The sequence below is a fragment of the Paenibacillus sp. NPDC057886 genome (assembly GCF_042796655.1).
Taxonomy (GTDB): Bacteria; Bacillota; Bacilli; order Paenibacillales; family Paenibacillaceae; genus Paenibacillus.
Genome location: NZ_JBHVMZ010000004.1, coordinates 359,647 through 385,559 on the forward strand (window position 1 = coordinate 359,647; position 25,913 = coordinate 385,559).

General features: G+C 47.2%; 17 protein-coding genes. 1 reads left to right on the forward strand and 16 read right to left on the reverse strand.

The window, feature by feature from the left end; all coding sequences use genetic code 11:
* Positions 1-124: 124 nt before the first annotated feature.
* The 16 genes from ACFVQB_RS15860 to ACFVQB_RS15935 form a co-directional block, all read right to left on the reverse strand.
* Entirely contained in the window at positions 125-583 is a 459-nt protein-coding gene (locus ACFVQB_RS15860) for a GNAT family N-acetyltransferase (RefSeq protein ID WP_062328403.1), read from the reverse strand.
* Complete coding sequence (gene purT, locus ACFVQB_RS15865) at positions 573-1,760, reverse strand: formate-dependent phosphoribosylglycinamide formyltransferase (protein ID WP_379440871.1); 1,188 nt, start codon at positions 1,758-1,760, stop codon at positions 573-575. The genes ACFVQB_RS15860 and purT overlap by 11 nt, the downstream gene beginning before the upstream one ends.
* 136 nt (positions 1,761-1,896) lie before the next feature.
* The gene (locus ACFVQB_RS15870) at positions 1,897-3,747 is read right to left on the reverse strand and encodes an ABC transporter ATP-binding protein (protein WP_379440874.1); all 1,851 of its coding nucleotides are present in this window, start codon (positions 3,745-3,747) and stop codon (positions 1,897-1,899) included.
* The gene (locus tag ACFVQB_RS15875; RefSeq protein WP_379440877.1) at positions 3,744-5,516 is read right to left on the reverse strand and encodes an ABC transporter ATP-binding protein; all 1,773 of its coding nucleotides are present in this window, start codon (positions 5,514-5,516) and stop codon (positions 3,744-3,746) included. The genes ACFVQB_RS15870 and ACFVQB_RS15875 overlap by 4 nt, the downstream gene beginning before the upstream one ends.
* A gap of 321 nt (positions 5,517-5,837) precedes the next feature.
* Positions 5,838-9,509 carry a dynamin family protein gene (locus tag ACFVQB_RS15880; RefSeq protein ID WP_379440880.1) on the reverse strand — a complete coding sequence of 1,224 codons (3,672 nt, stop codon included), beginning with the start codon at positions 9,507-9,509 and terminating at the stop codon, positions 5,838-5,840.
* A gap of 289 nt (positions 9,510-9,798) precedes the next feature.
* Positions 9,799-10,071 (reverse strand): hypothetical protein, encoded by a 273-nt coding sequence (locus ACFVQB_RS15885; RefSeq protein WP_024630585.1) that lies wholly within the window; start codon positions 10,069-10,071, stop codon positions 9,799-9,801.
* 23 nt (positions 10,072-10,094) lie between these two features.
* A complete protein-coding gene (nth, locus tag ACFVQB_RS15890; RefSeq protein WP_379440883.1) occupies positions 10,095-10,790 on the reverse strand; it encodes an endonuclease III in 696 nt (231 codons plus the stop codon).
* A 163-nt stretch (positions 10,791-10,953) separates the two neighbouring features.
* Positions 10,954-13,692 (reverse strand): S-layer homology domain-containing protein, encoded by a 2,739-nt coding sequence (locus tag ACFVQB_RS15895; protein WP_379440886.1) that lies wholly within the window; start codon positions 13,690-13,692, stop codon positions 10,954-10,956.
* Positions 13,693-13,764: 72 nt separating this feature from the next.
* The gene (locus tag ACFVQB_RS15900; RefSeq protein WP_379440889.1) at positions 13,765-14,448 is read right to left on the reverse strand and encodes a GerMN domain-containing protein; all 684 of its coding nucleotides are present in this window, start codon (positions 14,446-14,448) and stop codon (positions 13,765-13,767) included.
* Between the two features lie 35 nt (positions 14,449-14,483).
* Entirely contained in the window at positions 14,484-15,896 is a 1,413-nt protein-coding gene (locus tag ACFVQB_RS15905; protein ID WP_379440892.1) for an N-acetylmuramoyl-L-alanine amidase family protein, read from the reverse strand.
* A 258-nt stretch (positions 15,897-16,154) separates the two neighbouring features.
* A complete protein-coding gene (locus tag ACFVQB_RS15910) occupies positions 16,155-17,561 on the reverse strand; it encodes an N-acetylmuramoyl-L-alanine amidase family protein (RefSeq protein ID WP_379440901.1) in 1,407 nt (468 codons plus the stop codon).
* Between the two features lie 275 nt (positions 17,562-17,836).
* Positions 17,837-18,454 (reverse strand): 3-isopropylmalate dehydratase small subunit, encoded by a 618-nt coding sequence (gene leuD / locus ACFVQB_RS15915; RefSeq protein WP_379440902.1) that lies wholly within the window; start codon positions 18,452-18,454, stop codon positions 17,837-17,839.
* Between the two features lie 31 nt (positions 18,455-18,485).
* Positions 18,486-19,907: a 3-isopropylmalate dehydratase large subunit gene (gene leuC, locus ACFVQB_RS15920; protein WP_379441391.1), complete on the reverse strand. Its 1,422-nt coding sequence runs from the start codon at positions 19,905-19,907 to the stop codon at positions 18,486-18,488.
* A 352-nt stretch (positions 19,908-20,259) separates the two neighbouring features.
* Positions 20,260-21,735 (reverse strand): glycoside hydrolase family 1 protein, encoded by a 1,476-nt coding sequence (locus ACFVQB_RS15925; RefSeq protein ID WP_379440903.1) that lies wholly within the window; start codon positions 21,733-21,735, stop codon positions 20,260-20,262.
* Positions 21,736-21,763: 28 nt separating this feature from the next.
* Complete coding sequence (licT, locus tag ACFVQB_RS15930; RefSeq protein ID WP_379440904.1) at positions 21,764-22,603, reverse strand: BglG family transcription antiterminator LicT; 840 nt, start codon at positions 22,601-22,603, stop codon at positions 21,764-21,766.
* Positions 22,604-22,638: 35 nt separating this feature from the next.
* Positions 22,639-24,525, reverse strand: coding sequence for a beta-glucoside-specific PTS transporter subunit IIABC (locus ACFVQB_RS15935; RefSeq protein WP_379440905.1), 1,887 nt, complete (start codon positions 24,523-24,525; stop codon positions 22,639-22,641).
* 356 nt (positions 24,526-24,881) lie between these two features.
* Between ACFVQB_RS15935 and ACFVQB_RS15940 the strand changes: the two genes are divergently transcribed.
* Positions 24,882-25,802 carry a LysR family transcriptional regulator gene (locus tag ACFVQB_RS15940; RefSeq protein ID WP_064636917.1) on the forward strand — a complete coding sequence of 307 codons (921 nt, stop codon included), beginning with the start codon at positions 24,882-24,884 and terminating at the stop codon, positions 25,800-25,802.
* The last annotated feature ends 111 nt before the right edge of the window (positions 25,803-25,913 follow it).

The following is a 25,913-nucleotide window of genomic DNA, read 5'->3' on the forward strand; positions in this document are numbered from 1 at the left end:
ACCTTAAAATACGGCATAAAAAAATGGCATCCGGACAAAAAATGCTCGCCGAATGCCACTTATCTTCTATTTATCATTCACCACACCAGAAACGTGAAGATCGCGATATAATAAAACTCTTTTTCTATAGAAGGACTTTACTGAAACGATAGCCTCTCTTCTGGAAACCAATATGCTCGTAGAAAGAATAGGTTGTTGAAGTCACTTCACGGTTCGCTCCGGTGACAAACAATTGTTTCCCACCTTGCTGTCTGCCCCAATCCTCGGCACGAGCCATAAGACGACGGCCAATTCCGCCCCCACGATGTTCTTGCCCTACTATCAAGGACGTAATTTGAGCGGCAGGTTCCGGATAGGCATGACTTTGCACACATTGCAAGCCAATCACACCAATAATTTGTTCATCCACTTCGGCAACAAGCATGCATGCGTTTGGATTGCTTTCCAAACATTCAATGCGCTCTTTCATGACATTGGCTGTTGTGGGATAGCTGACCTCTCGCATCAGTCCCGTTACCGCTTCAGCATCTCGCAGTTCACACTCTCGGATCATCAGTACAGGGGCCTCAACATTATTGGACATGATTTACCTCCACTTTCAGCATATTAGCGGCTTGTACCGCTGTTTTACGAGCTTCTTCCACATCTTGGCCGGCACTTAATGCTACGGCCATTCGGCGTCCCACTTTGGTCTCAGGTTTGCCAAATACACGAACCTGAGTACGAGGAAGCGCCAGTGCTTCTTCAATCCCGCCTACAGTAAAGTCAGATGATTCATCATTAGCCTTCAGCGTTGCTGAAGCTCCCGGTGTCAGTAAATGTACACCTGTGACCGGAAAACCAAGAATTGCACGCACATGCAGCGCAAACTCGGAACTATCTTGCGTTACCATAGTAACCATGCCTGTATCATGCGGACGAGGCGATACCTCGCTGAACACGACTCCATCTGATGTCAGGAATAATTCGACCCCGAACAGTCCATAACCACCGAGTTCATCCGTAACAGACTTGGCAATATGACAAGCTTGTTCCCATTGCTCCGGTGTCATCGCATGAGGCTGCCACGATTCGACATAATCCCCATCTTTCTGAATGTGACCGATCGGAGGACAAAATACAGTCCCTGAGACAGATCTAACAGTGAGCAGCGTAATTTCGCTGTCAAACTTCACAAAGCTTTCCACAATGACACGTACGGATTTGCCACGTGCTCCCGAAAGAGCAATGTCCCAGCAATCCTCTACGTCATCCGATGTGCGGCACACACTCTGCCCTTTACCGGAAGAACTCATTAGTGGTTTGATGACGCATGGTGTACCCAATTCACGAACAGCTTCCTGAAGTTGTTCCAGGTTGTCCGCAAAAAGATAGGCCGCTGTCGGAAGGTTCAATTGTTCGGCTGCCAGACGGCGGATGCCTTCGCGATCCATCGTTAAACGGGCAGCACGGGCCGTAGGAACGACACAAAATCCTTCTTCCTCTAGCTCTAGCAAAGCTTCTGTTGCGATTGCTTCAATCTCAGGTACGATGTAATGAGGTTGTTCCTTTCGGATCAATTGTTTCAGAGCTTCGGCATTTAACATGTCGATGCAGTAAGACCGATGTGCAACCTGCATGGCAGGTGCGTTTTCGTAACGATCAACAGCGATCGTTTCTACTCCCAGTCGCTGGGCCTCAATAACGACCTCTTTTCCCAATTCTCCGCTGCCCAATAGCAGCATTTTTTTGGCTTGAGCCGAAAATGGAGCACCCCACATGTTCTTTCCAATCCTCCCAAAGAGAAATCTTCTATATCTATCTCTCTATTTTCGGGGTTTTGGTTAAAGAATGCAAGAGTGCTCCCTATTTTTCTTGTGAATTTTACAAGATTTTTTGTGTTTTTTCGATCAATTTTTACAAAAATCTGTATTGAGCTTCTATTAATCCATTATAAACTCCTTGTTTCTGGATAAGTTGCTCATGGTTTCCTTCTTCCTTGATTTCACCATGATCCAGCACGATAATGTTATCCGCATTTCGGATCGTCGAGAGACGGTGGGCCACCATAAAGGAAGTTCTTCCTTGTAGCAGCACTTTTAAAGCCTCCTGAATTTTGAGCTCCGTTTCGGTGTCGATGCTGGCAGTTGCTTCATCCAAAATCAAGATTCGAGGGTCAGCCAGCAAGGCACGGGCAAAGGATAACAATTGCCGTTGCCCCATGGATAATACATTCCCACGTTCTTCGACCTCCGTATCATATCCACCCGGCAGCTTCATAATAAATTCATGGGCATTAACTGCCTTCGCAGCTTCTTCCACTTCTTCATTGGTTGCATCAAGCCGTCCAAAACGTATATTATCGCGAATGGTGCCAGAGAAGATAAACGTATCCTGCAACACAATACTGATCTGGCTGCGCAGACTTTCAACCGTTACATCTCTTACATCCTGACCATCAATGGTGAGACGTCCGCCAGAGATGTCATAGAAGCGGCTGATGAGATTGATAATGGTACTTTTACCTGAACCCGTATGACCTACAAGTGCAATCGATTGTCCGGCAGCTGCAGCGAAACTGATTCCCTTCAGCGCCTGTCTGCCCTTCTCATATTCAAACACCACATTGTCAAATACAATATCTCCTTTAATAGAAGCAAGCGGCTTGGCTCCAGGTTTATCTGCAATACTTGGCTCCTCATCCATAAACTCGAAGATCCGTTCGGAGGAAGCCATGGCAACGAGCAACTGATTATACATCTGTCCCAGACGGTTAATCGGGTCCCAGAAGTTGCCGACATAGTTGGCAAAAGCTACGAGCAATCCGATTGTCAGCTGCCCCTCTTGAATCAGATAAGCACCAAACCAGAACAGGATTAACGTTCCGAAGCCGCCCGTAATTTCAATCAGAGGACCGAAGCCTTGGTTCATGGCCGATGCTCTATCCCAGGATTTTTTGCTCGACAGATTCATGTTGTCAAAATACTTCATGTTTTCTTTTTCCTGCGTATAGGCCTGAGTCACACGAATCCCCTGAATGGATTCATTCAAATGGGAGTTGATGCGTGAGTTCTTCATACGTACATCCTGCCAGGCACGGCGGATCAGCACACGCAGTTTAGTCGAAATAATAAACATAAGCGGAACCGTAATAATGACCGCAAGGCCCAGTTTCCAGTTGATCAGCAGCAAAATGACGATAATCCCCAACAGCTGCACACAGTCGATCATGACGTTGACCGCACCGTTGGTGAACAGATCCTGCAGGGAGTTGATATCATTGGTGACACGCACCAATACCGAGCCCGCAGGTCTTTTGTCAAAGAAGTTAAAGGACAGCTTCTGGATATGTTTGAACAGATCCGAGCGAAGATCATAAATGACCCGTTGCCCGATAATGTTCGTCAATTTGATTCGGTACGTATTAGCCGCCCATTGAATCAGGTACAACACAAGCACAGAACCAGCAATAATATAAAGCATCGTCAAGCTTGGCAACCCCGTTGCAGGTGCAATCGCCTTATCAATCGCTAAACTGATCAAAAATGGAACGGACAATTTCGTAATGGTACCCAAAATCATCATTAGAATAATGAGTGGCAAGAGTTGTCTTGCATAAGGTTTCATGTACGAGAACAAACGTCCGAACTCACGCCAGTTAAACGGTTTTTCAATTATTTCGTCGTCCTGATATACAAAACGTTCATTCATTTTCTTGTCAGAGGTCTCTTTGACCTCGCGCCTATCGGCTACCGTTTCGGTACTCATGAATTCACCTGCTCCCCAGCCTCCCGCTTACCGCGGGCAATATAATCTGCGTATTGAATCTCATATACGTCCCGGTAAGGCCCAGGCTCTTCAATGAGACGTTTGTGTGTGCCACGTTGAACGACACGTCCTTCATCCAGTACCAGAATCTCATCTGCGTGACGCAGGGAAGAGATCCGATGCGCAATGATAAACGTCGTTCTTCCACGCATGACTTCCTGGAATCCGGATTGAATTTCATGTTCGGTCTCCATGTCGACTGCACTGGTTGCATCATCCAGAACGAGAATTTTCGGGTTTTTCAGCAGGGCTCTAGCAATTGCAATCCGCTGTTTTTGTCCTCCCGACAAGCCCATTCCCCGCTCCCCTACGACCGTATCGTATCCTTCAGGGAATTCCATGATGAACTCATGGGCTTTAGCCAGCTTAGCTGCGCGGATAATTTCGTCCATGGTTACATTTTTGAGTCCATATGAAATGTTGTTGCGAATGCTGGAAGAGAACAGGAACGTTTCCTGGAACACAGAAGCAATCTGACTCCGCAGGCTGTGAATTCCAATGTCCTTGATATTCTTGCCGTCCAGCTTGATGGTGCCCGAGTTCACGTTGTATGCACGCATCAGGAGTTGAATAATAGTTGATTTACCCGAGCCTGTTCCTCCCAGGAAGCCGATGACGGAGCCTGGTGGCGCATCAAAGTTAATATCGGTCACTGCTGGCATTTTATTGCCGTAGGCAAAGGTAACGGACTCAAAGGCCACATGCCCTTTGACTTGATCAGCCTCTACAATGACCGGATCTTCTGTCTCTTGTACATCTACCGGCGTATTCAAAAGTTCCAACACCCGTTCACCCGATGCTTTGGATTGCGTATAGTTATTGATATGGAAACCAAGGTTCCACATTGGACCGATTATGTACCAGATCAAACTGAAAAAGGCAACGAGTTGACCGAGTGTTAACGATTTCTGAATAACCATGTTCCCACCAATGAGGAGCAGAAGAACTACGCTGACAGAAGCTAGAATCTCCATGATCGGAAAATATTGGCTCCATAATGTTGCTGCATGAATCTGGTTCGTTTTGTAACGCTCGTTGCGGACGGAAAACTTCTCCACTTCGTGAGGCTCACGTGCAAATGACTTTACAGTACGCACACCTGTAATATTCTCCTGTACTGCTGTCGTCAGAGAGCTGAGTGCCAGCCGCATTTCTTGGAATGCAGGGTGAATTCGGGATTCGAATCTCAGCGCAACGAAGGCAAGCAGAGGAATACATATGAGCGTTAGCAAGGTAAGCTTCCAACTCATGGTCATCATCATGATTGCGCCGAATACGACCATCAGAACCATGTTGAGAATTTGAGCGAAGCCAAATCCGATAAAGTTGCGGATCGCTTCGAGATCTCCCGTGAGGCGGGACATCAAGTCTCCCGTTTTGGCCGTGTCGTAATACCGGAAGGATAAAAATTGAAGCTTTTCGTAACAAGCGTTACGAAGTCGGTACGCCAGGAAGTTCCCGAGACGTCCTCCAAAAAGACCGTGTAAAAATTGCATTCCCGCTTTCAGAATAACGACACCTAATACCGTTAAAGCAAGTTTGGGAACGTCTTCAAAATTGCGCGGAGTGATGACGTCATCAATCAGTATCCTTAGCAGGTTCGGATACACCAGTCCAAGCGCGGTCGCTATGGCGAGGCATAAGATCGATAAAAATAAATACGTGCGCTTCTCCCAGAAAAAGATCTGCAATTGCCTGAGAACATCCATGTCTCTCCTCCTCTTATATCGTTCAAAAACAGTATGAACATTTATGAAGTTTATCACCGTCCCCCATTCGCGGCAAAGCGAATAAGCGACCATATTCAGGCTACTTTCACCTTAATGCGTCATTAAGGGAGGTAGATACCCTCCTATCAATCAAATGTTTGAATATTCTCTTCCTTTCAGGTTGTTCGTACCAAAAAAGGCTCCCTGTATGCCTTTAGAGGCAGGAGCCTTTTTTGGTACAACGACAACATTTCAAAATATCGCTGTATATCTCATTTTGTTTTAAAACCGTTTCCATACATACATGGATTTGAATCCCTTTTATTCACGTTCAATCTGCCCCAGTTGTACAGACAGACTCTCCCATTCTTCGGCAGGAATTCCACTGGTCAGTGTCTCGTGAAGGGCAGCCACGGCCTCCTCAAGTCTCTCTTCCAATTGACGGGAGTGATGCTGCAAAGACTGCCCAAGCTGGTTGTCATAGAATTGAACCAGCTTATTCTCCGCAGCAGGCAGAACATCGATCACCATTTGTTTAATAACAGGGTCAAGTGCCTCCTGCAGCCGCTGTCGTCCATCTCCTTCGAAGAACTGTTTCGGATTACGGAAATAACTCAGATACGCTTTCCAACCCGAAGGTTCTTCCAAACGCACCTCTTCCAGGACAGGTGTACTCCAGCGTTCGTTCAGTGGCAACGACAGATCCATGCCTCCGGATAATCGCTTCAATTCATCTACACATTCGGTCACCTGCTTGTGCAGCCAAGACTGACCAGCCTGTTCGAGTCTGAGTGTAGTCGCAAGCAGTTCCTGTTCCAATTCGATGGCAATCATGCGCAGCAGTTCGCGACCACAGGCAGCGAAGGCTGCTTTCAGATTCCCGCGATCCTCACGAAGAACGGATGGATGGAACGCTTCTGCCGTGAACAGACCAAAACGATAACCCAGGCGCTGCCGCACATGGAACAGCAGTTCAGCCGTTTCCTGAGCCAGTTCTGCCTTCATGGACCGTTCCGCGAGCAAATGTACCCTCTGAAGGGACTGTTCCTGGATTGAGCCCAGTTCATCCCGACGTCGCTGTAGAACCTCTTCCCCCTGGGTCGCATCCTCGGCACGTGTCTTCAGTCGTTTTATCACCCGTGCGATCTCTTCAGAAGCTCCACCGACCGCAAGGTCCGCAAGCTCACTTCCTGCAAACCGGTTAAATTCTTGCTCGAACTGAATGAAGCCGGATTGCTCCAGCAATGTCGCGTCGTTGGCCGTCTTGCCTTCCATTGCCAGCATGCTGGATACAGGAAATAGGCGTGGTGCCCGAATGCCATTACTGCGCAGCTGAGTGCTCACATGGTCAAGAACCTGCTCCAACTCCTCTTCAGAGGAAGACAAATCACTCGCATTAACCACAAAGAACATCTGATCCATTGCTGAGCTGTCTTTTACTCGTCCCAATTGATTCAGGAACTGTCGGTCTCCCTGAGAGAAGGCATGATTGTAGTACGTTACGAAAATGAGTGCATCCGCATTCTTCATATAATTGAATGTGACACCCGTATGACGGGCATTCACGGAGTCAGCCCCTGGTGTATCTACAAGGACAATGCCTTGTTCTGTTACATCACAACTGTAGTACAGGTCAATACTGTCGACAAAGCAAGATTTCTTCTCATTGGCAACAAAGTTTCGATATCCGTTCAGATCTACCAGCACGTCCTGGCCAAGCTGATCTGCGGTATCCTCCCAGCCTGCAGCGGCTGCTTGCAAAAAGCTGTAATGCGGACGCCCCGCCGGATGCACATCCTGTGGTGAAAGGGCTTTGACCCGTTTTTGCCAGTCTGCCCCAGGCTCGCCCAGTCCAAGCAAACGGAAGGAATACGCGAGATCCTCCTGGAAGGCGTCCGGGGTCTTCATCCGGACCCGGGCAGTTCCATGCTCCGCGCCACCGGACGGAGCCATGATCCGGTTAATTGCCGCTGTCGTTGGATGCGGCGAGACTGGTAACACGGCTTCGCCCAGCAACGCGTTGGCGAAGGAGGACTTGCCGGCGCTGAACGCTCCGAACAGCGCCAGCGTAAACGTGCCGCCCGCAAGCGAAGCCGCGCGTGCACGCAGATCCCGTACCGCCGACCCCATGGCGGGGTACTGCTCTACCAGCGTAGCGGCGGCTTCCAGCCGTGCCGCCGCTGCGTCCAGGCGCCGGCGGCGCTGTGCGCCAGCCGCCGGCTGCCCGTGCACCGCCGCTTTGCGCGGCGGCGGTGCCCCTGGAGTCTGTGGCTGCGCAGCCACAGACTCTGCCGTGCCCGTGTGCGGGCCGGGTGCTTCACCCGGCTCGTGCGCGGGCACGGGAGGGCCCTGCACCTCCGGCAACAGCCCGGAGGTGAGGGGGCCCGCAGGCGGCAGCAGGCTGCGCAGCCCTGCTGCCTCGGCGTCGGCGGCGCGCTGTAGCGCCGTGTAGCGCGCCGCCGACGCGGATTGCGCCAGCAGCGCGGCGCGGCTGGCGTCCAGCGCCTGGAGCGCGGCTTCGCCCTGCGCACCCAGCGCTTCAAGCAAGCGGTCGGCCAGCATCATGGCTGCCCTGCGGTAACGGGCCTCAATCTCGCTCCGTACATCTTTGCTGAATTGAAGTACATACTCGGGAGATACCTCTGCGCTGGCGCTCCGTTTCATCTCCAGCAGTGCTTCATCTACCGCAGGCAGCTCCACGTTAAGCGCCTGCTCCCACTCAGCACCCCACAGCTGATGGGCTTCACCCAGCTGTCTGAGCATGGTACGGATATGCACCTCAACTTGTCCTGAGGCCTGATCCTGCAAAAGTCTTACAAGCTCAGCGGCCCGACGCTGTTTCTCCTGCTCGGTCTTGCCACCAGAGAACAATAAGCCTACCCGGAAACCGGGTTTACGGCTCTCCAAATAGGCCGCGGCAGAGGTACGAATATCGGCCGGAGTCAGGTTCGCATTCGCCAGAAGGGGTTCCAGCTCCGCCCGAAACTTCTCTCGTTCACGCGACGGTTTAGAACGAAGTTCTGCTTCCTTTTGATCCAGGAGACCCAGTTCCCGTTCCAGGCGTTCAATACCTTCCTTGCCCCCAACTTCCTCCAGGAGCGCTGTCTCTTCCTCTTCGCGTTCTTCCACACGTCTAGTCAGATGCTGCTCAGTCACATGGCTCGCTGAGCTTGCAAGGCTGTGCCTGATTAATCCTTCCTTCTCATTCATCATATGTTCAATCAGTTGAGGAAGCTGCTCCCACTGGTTGTAACGATGCTCCTTGTCCCGAAGTGAAGTAAACAGCAAACCATCATACCGGACTTCCCAGGCTGCAAAAATAGCTTCTACACCTTCAACATATTGGTCGAACGAAAGCTCCCGATCCCGGTGTTTATCAATCTGATTTACGATAAGAAACAACGGTTTGCCCCAATCGGATAGACTTTTGGCAAAAGAAAGGTTGCTTTCCGATTGCACATGGTTATAATCCATCACATAGAACACCACATCGGCAAGATGCAGTGCTGAATGTGTTGCTAGACTATGCCCTTGATCGGTCGAGTCCACGCCTGGCGTATCAAGTAACACTGCATCATCTTTCAGTAGAGGAATGTCATCCCATACTTCAATGGAGGTGTATGCCCCACCATTCTTGCAATACTCTTCCAATTGTTCTGGCGAAACCTCAAGAACTCCCGCTGAATTGTCAGCGCTTACGTTCGATGACGTATAAATAAGTGCTCTTGGCTCACCGTTACGGATGGATACAACATTCGCACTTGTAGGTACAGGACTCGAAGGCAAAACCCGCTTGCCACATAAACTATTAATTAGACTCGATTTGCCTGCCGAGAAGTGTCCACAAAACGCAATCGTTAACTGTTTCATTTCCGCCTTACTGATCAAATCCGTTAAAGCCTGTACAGCGGTATGGTCCCCTGTCTGCTCCATCGCTTCTCGCAGTGGAAGCAGAGGTTTGGCCATCTCTACTGGGTAATCTGTTCTGGACATGACTGGCCTTCCCCCTGGCTCCTCTAATTTGACATCTGGTCCGATGTCTTTATCTTATAATTCATTTATTTTACCATTATCAAGTTTGAAATTGAACGGTTTGCATGCAAGATGGCTAACAAAGAAAATCTCATAGCAATTCTCCACATAAAAAAATAAAACCGATCCTGTCGGTTTTATCTGTAAAACGATTGTATTCCATAAGCATGCTGCGTCCATGCCCAATGGATCACCTTCAAGAGGATAATCCTGTGACATAGAAGCAGCATAGCTTATTATTCCAAATCTCTTAAGAAACAGCGTTCTCCATCGAAGGCAGCAAAATTTCAAATACTTGTCCATGCTGCAAAATCGTAATGTCACGACCTTTGTCTCTCATGACAACCACTTCTGGTTTCGTGGACATACGCTCCAGATAATGTTCAGGCACATCGCCAGAATGGCTTACAGTGATGCCTTCTACTTCTTTTTCTTCGTTTTCAGCCATTTCCTGTTCAACGATTTGTTCGAAAATATCGGAGAAGGCCTCAAAATTGTCAGTGTACACGGAAATGCATTTCATGATTACTCATCCTCTTCTGCTCATTAATTTATTTTTCGTTTTGGGGTTGTGGCACGTTCCTTATCTTTCCTGATTTGGGACGTTTTCATACGCTTTTTCCCTTCCCTGCATATGTCCAGCAATGGACAAATATGACACCCAGGGTTTTGTGCCTTGCAATGGTAGCGTCCAAAAAATATAATCCGATGATGAGTTAAAGTCCACTCATCCCGGGGTACGCGCTTCATCAGTTTTTTTTCGACTTCAAGTACGGAGTCATCCCAACCTGCCAGTGCCAATCTTTTGGATACACGTTCAACATGCGTATCCACCGCAATTGCCGGAACTCCAAATGCATTGGATACAACGACATTTGCAGTTTTCCGCCCGACACCAGGGAGCGTCACAAGCTGATCATGTTCCTGCGGTACATCACCGCCATACTGCTCTATTAAAATTCGGCACATGTTCTGAATATGCTTGGCCTTGTTTCGGTACAAACCGATACGCCGGATATCCTGTTCCAGCTCTTCGAGAGGAACAGCCAGATAATCGGCAGGGCTGGTGTACTTTTTGAACAAGTCTGCGGTCACCTTGTTTACCGTTTCGTCGGTGCACTGGGCAGACAACAGGACGGCTACAGTCAATTCAAACGCATTGCTGTGATTTAATTCGCAATGTGCATCAGGAAACATCGCTTCCATTGTATCGAGTATATGCCTAACAGTGGCTGCATTCATGAAGAGCTACCTCCCACAAAATGACTCCACGCGGTGGAGCCTTACTTCGAAGCTTCTTTCGAGTACTTTGCAGGGACCCCAAAAATCTTGCAAAAAAAACGTCCTGATACGGGAAAGATCCCGCATCAAGACGGTCATTCTTTTGATCCTCGAAAAGAAACGATTACTGTTTTTGGATCTCCAGTACAACGTTGTTCAGGAGATACAATACAATATTATCATTATCTTTGAGAGATTGCACGCTTAAAGTGTTGTCACCCTGGTGAACAAATGCGCCTGTACCCAGTGCAAAACGATAATTCGTGTCAGACGTGGACTCACGTTTAACCAAAATTTGGTTACCAACTCCATCATAAGACCAGAACTGTTTGCTCATGACTGTCAACACTCTGAAACGGGTGGAATTATCCGTATCCTTTGTCATTTCAACACGATCACCTATAGTAAGACTGCCAAGAGTGGTTAACGTAGATCCCGATTTGACCACTTTTACAGTACCACTAACAGGAACCGTCTCACTTTGACCAGTAAACAGTTTCAGAGTAACTGACGAAGCATCCACAGATGTAACCTCCGCAAGCGTTCGTTTAACCACTTGAACCGCTTTAGGCGTAGTTCCCTCAAATGTAACATTAATCAGGTTGCCCGCTGTCAATTGTGACGCCGTAATGGTCTGACCGTTTTCTCCTGTCAGAACCGCTTGATCGAAATAGAACTGACTTGTCAGCGAATCCGATTTCACACGAACGCGACCATTGGTCTCTACAGAGACTACTTCAAATTGAGCCGCGGTGTTCAAAGCCACTTTCTGCACATAGTCCTGATTCGAACCCAGCGTAACTGTGACACTATCACCGATCTTCAGATCACTCAGACTTGCTCCAGATTTGTTGTAGATCTCGATTGTTGGAACCGTGGAGTACGGCACCGTAATCGTCTGGTTTCCAGACAACAAACTGATTTTTCTGCCCGAAGTATCAATGCTGCTGATTGTGCCTTCGTATTTGTAGATCACTTTAATGGATAGCGCACGAGTTCCCACATACGTCATATCCAGTTTGCGACCATCATTTAACAAAGACTCCAATCCAGCAAGTGTAGGCTTCGTTGTGTTGTAGTCCAGCTTTGTTTTGTCATCAAGCGTGAACACAAATGGTTTTTTATTGCTGTCGAGAACAGTCAATACTTTTGTTTTGCTGTTGTAAGATACAACAGATACGCCGTTCATCGGCTCCATTTGACGCCCTACCACTTGAATGCGTGTCACGCGATCTTCAGAGTTTAACGTAAGCTCGACCTGATCTCCATTTGTCGCGTCTGTGATCAGATCATTCAGCGTTGCATCCTGGATTCCGTTAATGACTACTTCCGGCTTTTCTACCAGCAGCTTCGCTTCCAGCGATCCACCTTCACGTTTAAACGTCAGTGTGGATTGGTTACCACCAATCTCCACCAATGTACCGCGTAAAGACTGCTCAACACCTTGCGACAATTCGATCGTTTGCAAGATGCTGTCTTTCACCGTATATTTCACTGCACTTCCCGCTTTGAGCTCAGCCAGGGAGAGGATTCGGTCCTGGTAACGAATGATCAGATTATCGTTATAGGTGTATTGTTCAGTAGTTCCGGCTGCATTGGTAAGCTTAATCGTTTTGGCAGAAGTCGTTACTTCAGCAACGACACCACTATCACTTTTGTTGACAATACCGGACTTCACACGAATAACAACTGTCTTTTTGTCAGCCGAGAACGTCTCACGCTGTACTTCAATGGTGCTGTCTGTTGTAATATCAGACAGTTTGATCGCATTTCCGTTTTGATCGATAAATGCCGTAGCCTCATCGTAGCCGTACGTTTCATAATTCTCGCCTACAAACAAGCCAATTTTATTACCTGATAATGAACGAGCAAAAGTACCTTCAACGCTTTCTACCTGCGGCGTAGCATCAACCACTTCTACATAGGAAGCCGTACCGGTAGCACCTACAACCTGAACTTTTGTATACAGCTTCACATCCGCAGACGATGCACGGGATTCACTGTCTTTTGTAAAGTAAGGCGTACTGCTGTTCACTGCGAAGTTGACAGCTTTTCCGTCCACAACAAGCGTAATCTGCCCATCTTTTAATCCTGTTACATAACCTGTAGATGTGTTCGCATACTTCGTATCCGTTAACGTTTCGCCACGACTGAAGAATGTAGCGAGTTGAGCACGAGTTACAGAGCCAGTTGGATTAAATTTGTTGCCATCTACACCTTTGGCCAGATCCAGGCTTACAGCCAGATTGATGTAACCTTTGCCACTTTCGGAAATGCTGTCATTATCAGCAAATCCGGTAGATTGATTATTTTGCGCTTTCGCTTCAGCATCTTTGTTCAACGAACGGATCAGCAATTTCGTAATCCATTCACGTGATGCCTGCTTCTGTCCCCATGATGTTTTGGACACATCCACTGTAGATTCTTCGGTTTTATCAATCAGTCCCAGTTGAAGCGCCAAAGCGACATATGGCTTGAAATAGTTTCCCACTTCCATATTTGTCGGTAATGCCGTAGCCGTGCTGTCGTTCAACTGGTTCTCCTTGTTCATAAAACGAATCGCCATCGTCACAGCTTCCTGCTGCGTTACCGCGTCTCCCGGACGGAACAGGCCGTTGTTACCGAGAAGAATGCCTTGATAGGCCAGTTTGTACACATGTTTCTCAGCCCAGTATCCGACCTTGATATCACTGAACAAACCGGTTGGTGCAGCTGTATTGCTTACAGTTACAGTCTGGCCTTGCCCCGTATCTGTTGATTCTGCTGCCATGGCAGCTCCGCCGGCACTAAGGGCCATCATGCCTGCAAGCACGGCTGAAACTACTTTTTTAGAGTGTGATGGATTGTTATATTTAAAAGTCACCTATGATTCCCCTCTCTCATGTAAAACGGCCGATATTCCGCAGATTCACGGTAAAACAACATGCTGTACAACCTATTCGGATCGTGTCATTGGATGCTCAAGATCCACATGGCCCATCAAACTCTCGGATTGCTGGCCATCTACCAGCAAATCAAGTGATTTGACTTCATCAAACTGGAAGAATGTTTGCTTCAAAGCATCAATGGCAAACACTTCGCCACCTGCACCAAGACGTGCTGTATCCGGCATGTGGATATCCAGAGTGAGCGCACCGTCTTTGAACTGAACAGATTTCAGTTCAATTTCTTTCGCCCAAAGGGGAACGAGTTTGTCGTCCTTGCTTTGTTGCAGCGCTGCAAATGCAGCCTTGTACTTGGCTTCATCCGAAGCGTAAGAAATATCTGCCGTTGCTTTGTGCAATTCCAACTCTTCCAGATCTGTGTAGTACACATCAATGGTTTTCTTCTCATTACTTTCGGAAGTTCCAGGCTTCTCCGAAGTAGTTCCACCCGATGGAGTCGTTGTCCCCTCCGTACTGCCTTCTGTGGTACCCGGTGTCGTTGTCGTTGTATCCTCCGGTTCCACGGTTACAGGTTCAGTAATATCCGTCTCATTTTGATCCTCAGACGCATTATTCTCTGTTCCCGCACCTTGAGTCTGATTTGGAGCTGGAGCAGCTGTTGGCTTGCTTCCACATCCAGCAGCAACTGTCATAACCGTTACCAGCAGCGCTGCAATCCATAATTTTTTGTTCATTCTTACTCCGCCTCCTGATCATAAGGGTTGAACCCTTATTTAATTCCCAGATACTCCTTGATCCCTGCAACAATTCCTTTGGCTACACTGTTCTGGAAACTTTCCGTGAACAATGCGGCTTCATCGCTCTTGTTGCTCAGGAAACCGGCTTCCAGCAAAACAGCCGGCATCGTTGTTTCACGGGTTACGTGGAGACTTGCCGTTTTTACTCCGCGGTCCTTCAGGCCAGATGATTGCAAGAGATACTTGTGCATCACCGTAGCCAATGCCTTGCTATTCGAACGGGTGTAATACGTCTCCACACCGTTTGCCGCTGCAGACCCGCTGTTCGCATGAATGGAAATAAAGATATCCGCCTTCAATTTTTCTGCGATCTTTACTCGTTCACTCAAAGCCAAAAATGTATCATCGCTGCGCGTCAGCACAACGTCAATGTTGGATTCTTTTTTCAGCAATGCTTCCACTTTCAGAGCCATTGCCAGATTGAAGTCTTTTTCCTTCTTGCCGGTTACACCGATGGCTCCCGGGTCCTGATCACCATGTCCAGCGTCTACAACAACAACTTTTTTGCCGTTGTTTCCAACAGGAGGTTGCGGCGTTGTAGTGCCTTCTTTGTTCAGATCAATCATAACCAGACCGGAGTCACTTTGCACGTCATAACCTTTGGCATTGCTCAGATCAATGACAAAACGAAGAGTAGAAGGACTATTGCTGTACAAGGAATAACGAATCTTCGACACATCCGGATATCCACTCACGACAAGCTGTCCATTCTGGTTGCTGTCCAGAGCTTGTCCTTCACTAAAAGAGTCAGCGAATGCGGTATTTGGCAAGTCTATAACGATTCGATCCGGTCCTGTCATCGTGAAGACGTTCGGCTTCGTATTTCCGCTTGTTGCAATCAAAAAGCGATTGTCACTGAAGCTGATGCCGTTCACCAGTACAAGACCATCCTGATCCGATCCTCCACCATCATTACCAGAGTTCGGAGGAGTGGTTGTCCCGTTTCCGGAACCTGAATTCTGGGTAACTAATGTTACCGTCTTCGTTGTATTGTTCCAACCCACCTTAAGACCCATTTGCTCACCAATGAACCTTAAAGGCACAAGTGTGGTTCCATTTTTCACGAGTGGCGGGGCATCCAGGTTCACGTTACTGCCGTTCACCGTTGCCGTCTTCTGTCCAACAATCATCTGCATGGCAGTGTTGTCTTTGCTAATAGTCACGGTGCTTGTTGCTTGTTTCCAGTCCACACCATATCCTAGGCTCTCCGAAATAACCCGAATCGGAACCATCACTTTGCTATTGATGATTTCCGCTTTGGCATCCGAAGGCTGCACAATTTCATTCCCATCTAGGATAATGTGCGTATCTGCTGCTGCATGACTATAGCCCGGGAAAACGAGCCCAAAGACAAATAACAGTACCAAAAAACCGAACTTCTTCATCCTTCACCCCTACCATTCTCATATTTTTTTGCCGCATGTTGTGAACCTTCAGCTCCGACTGACCACTGAGGCATTACCAGACACCTATTAGACGCCCCGTACTCTCAAAAGTTGCGAATATATTCCAACATAACAGAAAAAAAACGTTGTCAAATCAAGCTTTTTCTACATTTTATTGTCTGTATTTTTCCTTAATTATCAATTATGCATCTCGAAACAACGAACTACCCTGATCTTCATATTTGTGCACAACCCACATTAAAGACCCAAATATTCAACAATTCCGTCTACGATGGCCTGTGCACATTTGTTCTGATAATCTTCAGTCAGCATCATTGCTTCATCAGCTGGATTACTCAGAAATCCGAGTTCAAGCAGAACTGCGGGCATCGTTGTTTCACGGGTTACATGCAGACTTGCCGTTTTGACTCCCCGATCCTTAAATCCCGTAATCGGCAACACATGCTTGTGCAAAATGTCGGCCAAATCCTTGCTTTCTTTACGACTGTACAACGTTTCAATTCCATTAGGAACAGGAGTTGTAAACTTGTTTCCATGGATCGACACAAAAATATCCGCCTGATTCAGTTGGGCAATATCTACACGCTGCTGCAGGGATAACTCCGTATCATCCTGCCTTGTAATCACCGTCTGAATCTCCGTATGTTGTTGCAGAAGTGCCTGAACTTTGAGTCCCACCGCCAAATTAAAGTCCTTCTCATAGGCACCTGTCACACTGACGGCCCCCGACTGTCGTCCACCATGTCCTGGATCAATAATGACAACCTTTTTTCCATCATTGCTTGGCACAGCAGGCTGACTTTTTGGTTCTCCATTACTCGCCGCAAGATCAACAAGCAACACGTTGTTCTCGCCCAGTGACCATTTGGCAGTCGCCACCTGACTCAGATCAAGGACCACACGCACTGTTGAAGGCGTTTGGCTGAACATTGCATATCGCACCTTGGAAACCAGCGATGAATCCGTAACCAGAAGAGTTCCGCTGCCATCCGGATTGGAAGCCTGTCCTTGGATGAACTCCTTGGCAAATGTAGTGTCAGGCAGATCTACGATAATACGACCAGGTCCGCTGAGACTGGAAACCTTCGGTGTGATTTTCCCGTTCGTCGCCAGGATCAGACGATCTCCACCGAAGCTGATACTTTGAAGCTCAGACAGACCTTCCGATTCAGGAGCTTCCACCGGGTCATTTTCACTCTCGGTACCTGCTACAGGAGGAATGCTTAATAGGCTTACTGTCTTGGTTCCATTGTCCCATCCCACACGAAGACCCATGCCTTCACCGACAAAACGTAACGGCACCAGTGTAGTCCCCTGTTTAATTAGAGGCGGAGAATCGAGACTCACCCGATTTCCATTCACGGTCGCAGCATCTTCGCCTGCCGTCATCTGGATACTGCTGTTACCTTTGAGAATACGAACAGTCTGGGTGGCTTTCTCCCATTTCACCTGATAACCGAGGTTTTCAGAGACGATCCGAATGGGCACCATCACGGTTTTGCCAGTATTCTCGGCCGGAGCTCCCGACTGCTGATTAATGGTCACACCGTCCAATACAATCGAGGGAGACGAATCGGCATTTGCCATGACAGGAAATAAACACAGGAACAGAAAAACAAAGACTGCTGCCGACCATTTCTTCATACATTAACCACCATTCTGTTTGTCTTTTGAACCTTCGACCTGATTCGCTGTGATGCAACACTCGACTCTATCTACCCTTCCATAATCTACTAATCAGTTTATCAGATATTGTCACTTCATCCGGTTACAACGTTGTCATATTTAGTCGGAATACCCTGCAACTCGAAGACATAATTGCATCATTGCCAAATGCAAAAAAACCTCCAATTCGATCCAAGGAACGGTGAAGTTCCCTGCACAATTGGAGGTTTGATATACGAACTACAGATGAAAGATTAGACTGAGGCCGTTTGTCCAAACAATTTATCCGCGTGGCGCTCTTCATAAGCTGTAATTTCATCATCATGTTGAAGTGTCAGACCGATATCGTCCAGTCCTTGCAACAGGAATTGACGACGGTGTTCATCCAGATCAAAATCAATATGCAGTCCGTATGCATCTGTAATCGTTTTGTTTTCCAGATTCACATTCAGTTCATAACCTTCATGAGTTGCTGTACGTTGGAACAGCTCCTCTACCTGCTCTTCCGACAGTTTGATTGGCAAAATTCCGTTTTTGAAGCAGTTATTATAGAAAATATCAGCATACGATGGTGCAATTACACAACGGAATCCGTAGTCCATAATCGCCCATGGCGCGTGCTCACGAGAAGATCCACAACCAAAGTTGGCGCGTGAGATCAGAACGGATGCCCCTTCGTAGCGAGGTTTATTTAATTCAAAAGAAGGATTGTTGTTACCCTCTTCGTCAAAACGCCATTCGTAGAACAAAAATTGTCCAAATCCGGTCCGTTCGATCCGTTTCAAAAATTGTTTCGGAATGATTGCATCTGTATCTACATTGACCCGGTCTACCGGTGCAACGATGCCTTGCAGTGTTTTGAATTCTTCCATATCATTCGTTCTCCCTTCAATCCGTTCGTTGTTAGATAGCTGCTTCCGTTTTGAAATTCCAGTCACGTACGTCAACGAAGTGTCCCTTAACCGCTGCTGCAGCCGCCATTGCAGGAGATACGAGGTGCGTACGTCCTCCGCGTCCCTGACGTCCTTCAAAGTTACGGTTGGATGTCGATGCACAACGTTGTCCTGGTTTCAATACATCCGGGTTCATTGCCAGACACATACTGCACCCTGCATCACGCCATTCAAATCCAGCCTCAGTGAAGACTTTATCCAGACCTTCTTTTTCCGCCTGAATTTTAACACGTCCCGAGCCTGGAACAACGATTGCTGTAACATTGCTGGATACGGTGTGACCTTTGGCTACCTGTGCAGCAGCACGCAAATCTTCAATCCGTCCATTGGTGCATGAACCGATAAATACATAATCAACCGGAATTTCGGAGATTGGTGTTCCTGGCTCCAATCCCATATATTCAAGCGCTTTTTCAGCTGCTTTACGTTCGTTTTCAGTTGGCAGTTCAGCCGGAACAGGAACTTTCGAAGAAATGTCGGTTCCCATACCTGGGCTAGTGCCCCAAGTCACTTGCGGAATCAATGATTCCACATCGATTTCAACCACATGGTCGAATTCAGCACCTTCGTCGGTTACAAGCTCTTTCCAGGCAGCAACCGCTTCATCAAATTTGCCATCGGCAGGTACGTATTCACGTCCACGCAGATATTCAAATGTTGTTTCATCCGGAGCAATCATACCCGCTCTTGCTCCACCTTCGATGGACATGTTGCAGACGGTCATACGCTCTTCCATGCTCAGTTCACGGATCGATTCACCTGTATATTCAATAACATATCCAGTAGCAAAGTCTGTACCGTATTTTGCGATGACTGCGAGAATCATATCCTTCGCCGTTACACCCGGGTTACGTTTACCGACAAAACGAACTTCCATCGTTTTGGCTTTGGCTTGTTGCAAACATTGGGTTGCCATAACGTGTTCTACTTCACTCGTTCCGATCCCGAATGCGAGTGCGCCAAATGCACCGTGTGTGGATGTGTGGCTGTCGCCACATACAATCGTTTTACCTGGATGAGTCAGACCGAGCTCAGGACCCATAACGTGTACGACACCTTGATCAATGGTATCCAGGTCATACAGTTTTACGCCGAAGTCACGGCAGTTTTGTGAAAGTGTGTCGATTTGTTGTTTGGAGATTGGATCCGTAATGTTGAAACGATCCTTCGTTGGAACGTTGTGATCCATTGTTGCGAACGTCAGCTCAGGGCGACGGACTTTACGGCCGCTCAGACGCAGACCTTCAAACGCCTGTGGGGATGTTACCTCATGCACCAGATGCAGATCGATATACAAAATGCTTGGTTTTCCTTCTTCCTGATGAATCACGTGGTTTTCCCAAATTTTCTCAAACATCGTTTTTTTACTCATCATTTTCACCTCATCATAAGTTCGGTCCTTGGAAGAGCCTCAGTTGTTCCTCTAAAAGTGACGCTCTTGAATGACATAAATATATCACCCTGTCCTTCATTGTTCCAAGATATAATATCTATAGATGTAATAGGTTTAACCTATAATGAGGAAAAGCAAATAAACCACTGCTCTACGCAGAGGTTTCAATTGATAACAATTATCATTATCATATAAGTCTTATACTACGTTCCAGTCTCTCCGCTGTCAATGCTTTTTATCTTAGATAGAAAAAACAGCCCTGATACCAGAGCTGCTATGACTTCATGATAGTTTTACAGACAATTCTATTCTACACGGTTTTGTAATTATGCTAGATACTACACGGATTCTTTAGACCGTTATTGGCAATCACGTCTTTGTACCAGAAGAAACTCTTCTTGCGCTTTCTCTCCAGCGTACCGTTACCGTCATTATCCTGATCGACGTAAATAAAACCATATCTTTTCTCCATTTCGGAGGAAGAATAACTGATCAGATCAATAACGCCCCAACTGGTGTAACCCATCAATTCGACTCCGTCGAGAATTGCTTCATGCATCTGTTCCATATGGGAACGGAAATAATCGATCCGGTAATCGTCCTGAATGCTACCGTCTTCTTCGAACGTATCGACGGCTCCGATCCCATTTTCAACAATAAATAATGGCACTCCATAGCGACTATAAAGTTCGTTCAGGGAAATGCGCAGACCTACCGGATCAATCTGCCAGCCCCAGTCATTGGTGTTCAGATAAGGGTTCTTTACACCCCCAGTGGTGTTACCACTCACCTGTTCCAATCGATCCCCATCAACACTCGATACAAGCGACATATAATAACTGAATGAAATAAAGTCCACCGTGTGCACTTTCAGAATCTCCTCGTCACCTTCCAGCATATCCAGTACAATCCCTTTTTCGGCAAACAATCTCTTCGTAAAATATGGGTATGCCCCACGGACTTGAACATCCGTGAACATAAGATTAAATTGATTATCCCTGGAAGCGACCAATACATCTTCGGGGTTACATGTATGGGCATATGTCGTCAGCTTGGTAAGCATACATCCGATCTGAGAACCAGGAATGATCTCATGACAATATTTCACCGCCAGGCTACTGGCCACAAATTGGTGATGCAGCGCCTGATACACAGCCTGTTCCACGTTGTCAAAACGATCCGGAACAATACCACCACTGGTAAACGGGTGACGAACGATGCTGTCAATCTCATTAAAGGTAATCCAATATTTCACTTTCTCTTTATATCGATTGAACACCGTTTGGCAAAAGTGAACAAAGTAATCGACCACTATGCGATCCGTCCATCCCCCATGATGATTGACCAAATACATCGGCATCTCATAATGAGACAACGTAATCAACGGTTCAATGCCCTGCTTTAACATGCCATCAATGACACGCTCATAGAATTGCAAACCGGCTTCATTGGGCTCCGTTTCATTCCCATTTGGGAAGATCCGTGTCCATGCAATGGACAAACGCAATGTTTTCAGACCCATTTCCCCAAACAAGGCTAAATCTTCCTCGTAACGATGGTAGAAATCAATGCCCCTGCGTTTCGGATATTCTCTGTCCGACGTTGATTCCATCGCCTCCTGAATCTGTTCTTCCGTAATTGCGTTATGTTTTTTGTACTCACTCTTGGCAACACCTTTTCGATAAATGGCAATATCGGCTGTAGACAGACCCTTGCCATCCACATTCCAGGCACCTTCCGCCTGATTGGCTGCAATGGCTCCTCCCCATAAAAAACCTTCCGGGAACGTTCTTGTTGTATTGGTCATTTTGTATTCCTCCTTGATTGGTTCTGTCTTAATTGCGACTCATTACACGATTGATATGAATAATCAGGTACATCATTTCTTCGCTAGAAATCGTATGTTCGAAGCGGGCTTCAATATACTCTTTGATCAGCAGCACGCATTTTTCTTCCTGCGGATATTTGCTCGCGATCTGGTCAAACAGCTCATGATCCTGCGTATTTAACGTTTTATGCTCAAACAGTCGCTGAATGAAGAATTGCAAATGGGTTAAAAAGCGGGAATAGTTAATGCTGTGTGTATCCAGCTCCACCTGATAATGAATTTTAATAATATTGAGTACATCCTTGACCGTATTTGTCATCAGCATGACCTGATTCATATTGTCATTATTCTGCTGGGCATTGACGAGATGAAAGGCGATATTGGCCGCTTCCTCTTCAGGAAGGGAGAGACCAAGCTGATTGTGAATGAGAGACAGACCATGCATGCCAATGCTGAATTCCTGTGGATAGAACTTCTTTACTTCCCACAGCATGCGATTCTGGATGGTCATATTGTCCCTGAACCGTTTAGTCGCCATATACAGGTGATCCGTCAATGAGACGTAGAGATGATCACTCAGATGTCGGGACAATGTATGTTTGGCATAGGAAATAATTTCGTCAGACAGAATCAGATATTCTTTTGGCGTTTCCTTCATCAGAGCGGTGAGATCCGAAGAGATTGTTTCATTTTCAAGCACATATACCTTCTCAATCTCGTCCTCGCTCACGACATCTCCAGGTTTGCTCTTGAAGCCGATGCCCTTCCCCATCACAATAATTTCCTTATCATCCTCACCACGTCTGGCGAGTACAACGCTCGAGTTCAGTATTTTCACGACTTCCATATCCGGCTGCCTGCCTCTCATTCATATTTCAGCGGTTATAACACCGTAATTAATGGTTTCTCCGGTCCCGTTATTGGTGATGATTCATTACCCAATACCTCCAGATAATCCGAGGAATTGGTCACAATTACAGGGGTCGTGGTGTCATAACCTGCGGCTTGTATTGCTGCAAGATCAAACTCCATCAGGAGTTGACTATGGGAGATCTGTTCTCCTTCGATTACTTTTACATCAAAATGCTGCCCTTTCAATTTCACAGTATCCAATCCGACATGAATTAGAAGTTCCACCCCATCCACAGACCTCAACCCGATCGAATGTTTGGTACGGAATACCGTCTCAACGGTCCCATCAAACGGGGCAAATACCTTGCCCATGCTTGGCTGAATGGCCATACCTTGTCCCATCGCTTCTTGGGAGAAAGCCTCATCCTTCACTTCTCTTAACGGAAGAACCTTGCCCTCCAATGGAGCAAACACCACTTTTTTGGACTTAATCCCGGTGGAAGGTTTGATCTCAGGTTTTTCTTCCACTTTTGCTACCGAAGAGTCTGTTGCTGGAACAACATCCTGAAATCCAATGACATACACTGCAATAAACGCGATAATGGCGGAGATCAGCATCGTAATAATGGCATATATAATGTTCATGTTGTCTTCACTGATGAACATAGGCATGGATGCAATCCCTGGCCCCACGGCTGCATACGCCTTAAGGTTCACTATCCCTGCGAACAATCCCCCGATGCCAGCACCGATCATGCACGCAAACAGCGTTTTCTTGAGTCTTAAATGTACACCGTACAATGCTGGTTCCGTGATTCCAAATACACCGGAGATGCCCGCAGACAGCGCGACTTGTTTGAGCTTCACATCCTTAGTTTTGAACGATACAGCCAGCGCTCCTGCTCCCTGCGCCATATTAGACGCCAGCATGGCAACCAATACAAGTGTCTCGTAACCAGGTGAAGCGAGTGCTGCGAAAATAATGGGATAAAACACTTTGTGCATACCGAACATCACAATTAAAGGCATCAGAATCGCCATGATGACAACAGTCAACCAGCCAATTTTGTCCTGAATCCAGTAGATCAGGTTGGACATGCCTGTGCCGAGATACATGCCCAGTGGACCAAGTACAATCAGCGCGATTGGAGCGACAATCAGAATGACAATCAACGGTTTAAGGAATATCTTAACGGGTCCTGGTGAGACCTTGTCGGCAAAACGTTCGATATAGGACATAAACCAGACTGTTAAAATAATCGGTACAACCGATGATGCGTTTTGAACAGAAGCCACAGGCAATCCGATAAAGGATACCGGATCTTCACCGCCAAGCAATCCAATCATATTGGGATGCAGCATGATTCCTGCGAACAGGACAGCTACAAAAGGGTTGGTCTTAAATTTATTTGCACTGGAGTAGGCCAGCAGGACCGGAAGAAAATAAAAGGCTGCATCCGACATAACACTCAAAACGGTATACGTCTGACTTTCTTTGGACATTAGTCCAGTCACGGTCGCCAGAAGTAGCAGCGCCTTCAACATGCCAGAAGCAGCAATGGCCGGGATAATCGGCTGGAAGATGCCTGCAATTACACTGGCAAAGGTGTTAAACAGACCTTTGGGACTGTAATCCGCTTTTTTCTTTTCCTGAACCTCACCGGATTGTTGGGTATCCACCATCTTGGCAAGTTCGTTGTACACGTATCCGACGTCGTTGCCGATGATCACCTGGTATTGCCCGCCACTATTCACTGCGCCGATGACGCCATCCAGATTTTTGATCTCGGCCGTTTTCGCTACATCAGGGTTCTTCAAAGTAAGTCTAAGCCTGGTGGAGCAATGAATTGCCGTGTTGATATTATCATTGCCACCAACCAGCTCCATAATCGATTGGGCTAATTGTTTGTGATTCATGGTGCACCTCCGCCTTTTTTCTGCTGGGAACAAAAAAAGACCTAAATAGGGTAGGAAAAAGAAACTCTTCCCACCCAATCTAGGTCTTGCCTGCCGAACAGTAACACGCCATCGTTGGATGAACTATTATTAAATTATATAAACGAAAAGAATATGAATAGTTGATCTTCATCGTACTGAGAAAAATGCATCTGAAAACGATTTTCTTGTTATACCCGGGTAAGTTTAAACCATTAAGCGTTTTCAGACACAGTATATCAGCTCTTTTTAAGCAGTGCAAGCGTTTCAGCAAAAATAATGATTTCTTCATCTCTAGTGATATAATGATGGCATAACGAAAGGAATGACGTGTGGATATGGAATTCAGACAACTTCAATATACGCTGCAAATCGCGGCAGAGCGGAACTTCTCGCGGGCAGCCGAGAAACTGCACATTGCCCAACCTTCTTTAAGTCAGCAGCTATCCAAACTTGAAAAGGAACTGGGTGTACTGTTATTCCAGCGTAATACCAGCACCGTGGAGTTGACCCATGCAGGGGTCACTTTTGTAGAGCAGGCTCAGAAAATTATTGATGCGGTCGAGCTGCTCAGACAGGAAATGTCGGACATTTCCCAGCTGCGCAAAGGTAAAGTCGTTGTAGGCAGCATGCCGATCACTGGCTCCCACCTGCTTCCGCATGTGCTTCCCGCATTTCAGCAGGCCTATCCCGAGATTGAAGTAACCTTGCTGGAAGACTCCGGGCTGACGCTTGAAAAGTTGACGGCTAGTGGCAAGGCTGACTTAAGCCTGCTCTCGCTCCCATTGCAGGAGCCAAGCCTATCTTATGTAACGATTGGTGAAGAGCGAATTGACTTGGCGGTTCCCCCAAATCACCCTCTGGCACGCAGAGGAGATCCGGAGCATCCGGTTCCAGTACGGATGGAAGAGCTTCGCGATGAACCCTTTGTTGTACTGAAGAAAGGACAGGGCTTCCGCAAACTTACATTTGATCTGTGTGAGGAAGCCGGGTTTGACCCCAATGTGGTGTTTGAGAGTACAAATATTGAGACGGTGCAGTCACTGGTGGCTACAGGTATGGGGATTACACTGGTTCCGCGCTTTATTGCCCGCGCGCCCCGCAGTGAATTTGTTCCTGTTTATGTACCGCTAGCTGAGCCAACCCCCAGTCGTACCCTTGTAGTTGCATACCGTCAAGGACGGGTTCTCTCCAAAGCCGCGGAGGCATTCATTCATACGTTTCAACAAACCGTTGCCGAGCTCTCTCAAGGAGAATAATTGGACGGTCAGCGTCTTAGCCCCGCTCTATACATTGCAATAAAATAAACAAAGGCTTGACCCGTTGGGGCCAAGCCTTTGTTCTATACTCGTCTCCCGCATCCGCAAGAT

Excerpts from the sequence above, each read along its gene's own strand:
- ACFVQB_RS15860 (WP_062328403.1), bottom strand. The coding sequence starts at position 583 with ATGTCCAATAATGTTGAGGCCCCTGTACTGATGATCCGAGAGTGTGAA.
- purT (WP_379440871.1), bottom strand. The coding sequence starts at position 1,760 with ATGTGGGGTGCTCCATTTTCGGCTCAAGCCAAAAAAATGCTGCTATTG.
- ACFVQB_RS15870 (WP_379440874.1), bottom strand. The coding sequence starts at position 3,747 with ATGAGTACCGAAACGGTAGCCGATAGGCGCGAGGTCAAAGAGACCTCT.
- ACFVQB_RS15875 (WP_379440877.1), bottom strand. The coding sequence starts at position 5,516 with ATGGATGTTCTCAGGCAATTGCAGATCTTTTTCTGGGAGAAGCGCACG.
- ACFVQB_RS15880 (WP_379440880.1), bottom strand. The coding sequence starts at position 9,509 with ATGTCCAGAACAGATTACCCAGTAGAGATGGCCAAACCTCTGCTTCCA.
- ACFVQB_RS15885 (WP_024630585.1), bottom strand. The coding sequence starts at position 10,071 with ATGAAATGCATTTCCGTGTACACTGACAATTTTGAGGCCTTCTCCGAT.
- nth (WP_379440883.1), bottom strand. The coding sequence starts at position 10,790 with ATGAATGCAGCCACTGTTAGGCATATACTCGATACAATGGAAGCGATG.
- ACFVQB_RS15900 (WP_379440889.1), bottom strand. The coding sequence starts at position 14,448 with ATGAACAAAAAATTATGGATTGCAGCGCTGCTGGTAACGGTTATGACA.
- ACFVQB_RS15905 (WP_379440892.1), bottom strand. The coding sequence starts at position 15,896 with ATGAAGAAGTTCGGTTTTTTGGTACTGTTATTTGTCTTTGGGCTCGTT.
- ACFVQB_RS15910 (WP_379440901.1), bottom strand. The coding sequence starts at position 17,561 with ATGAAGAAATGGTCGGCAGCAGTCTTTGTTTTTCTGTTCCTGTGTTTA.
- leuD (WP_379440902.1), bottom strand. The coding sequence starts at position 18,454 with ATGGAAGAATTCAAAACACTGCAAGGCATCGTTGCACCGGTAGACCGG.
- leuC (WP_379441391.1), bottom strand. The coding sequence starts at position 19,907 with ATGAGTAAAAAAACGATGTTTGAGAAAATTTGGGAAAACCACGTGATT.
- ACFVQB_RS15925 (WP_379440903.1), bottom strand. The coding sequence starts at position 21,735 with ATGACCAATACAACAAGAACGTTCCCGGAAGGTTTTTTATGGGGAGGA.
- licT (WP_379440904.1), bottom strand. The coding sequence starts at position 22,603 with ATGGAAGTCGTGAAAATACTGAACTCGAGCGTTGTACTCGCCAGACGT.
- ACFVQB_RS15935 (WP_379440905.1), bottom strand. The coding sequence starts at position 24,525 with ATGAATCACAAACAATTAGCCCAATCGATTATGGAGCTGGTTGGTGGC.
- ACFVQB_RS15940 (WP_064636917.1), top strand. The coding sequence starts at position 24,882 with ATGGAATTCAGACAACTTCAATATACGCTGCAAATCGCGGCAGAGCGG.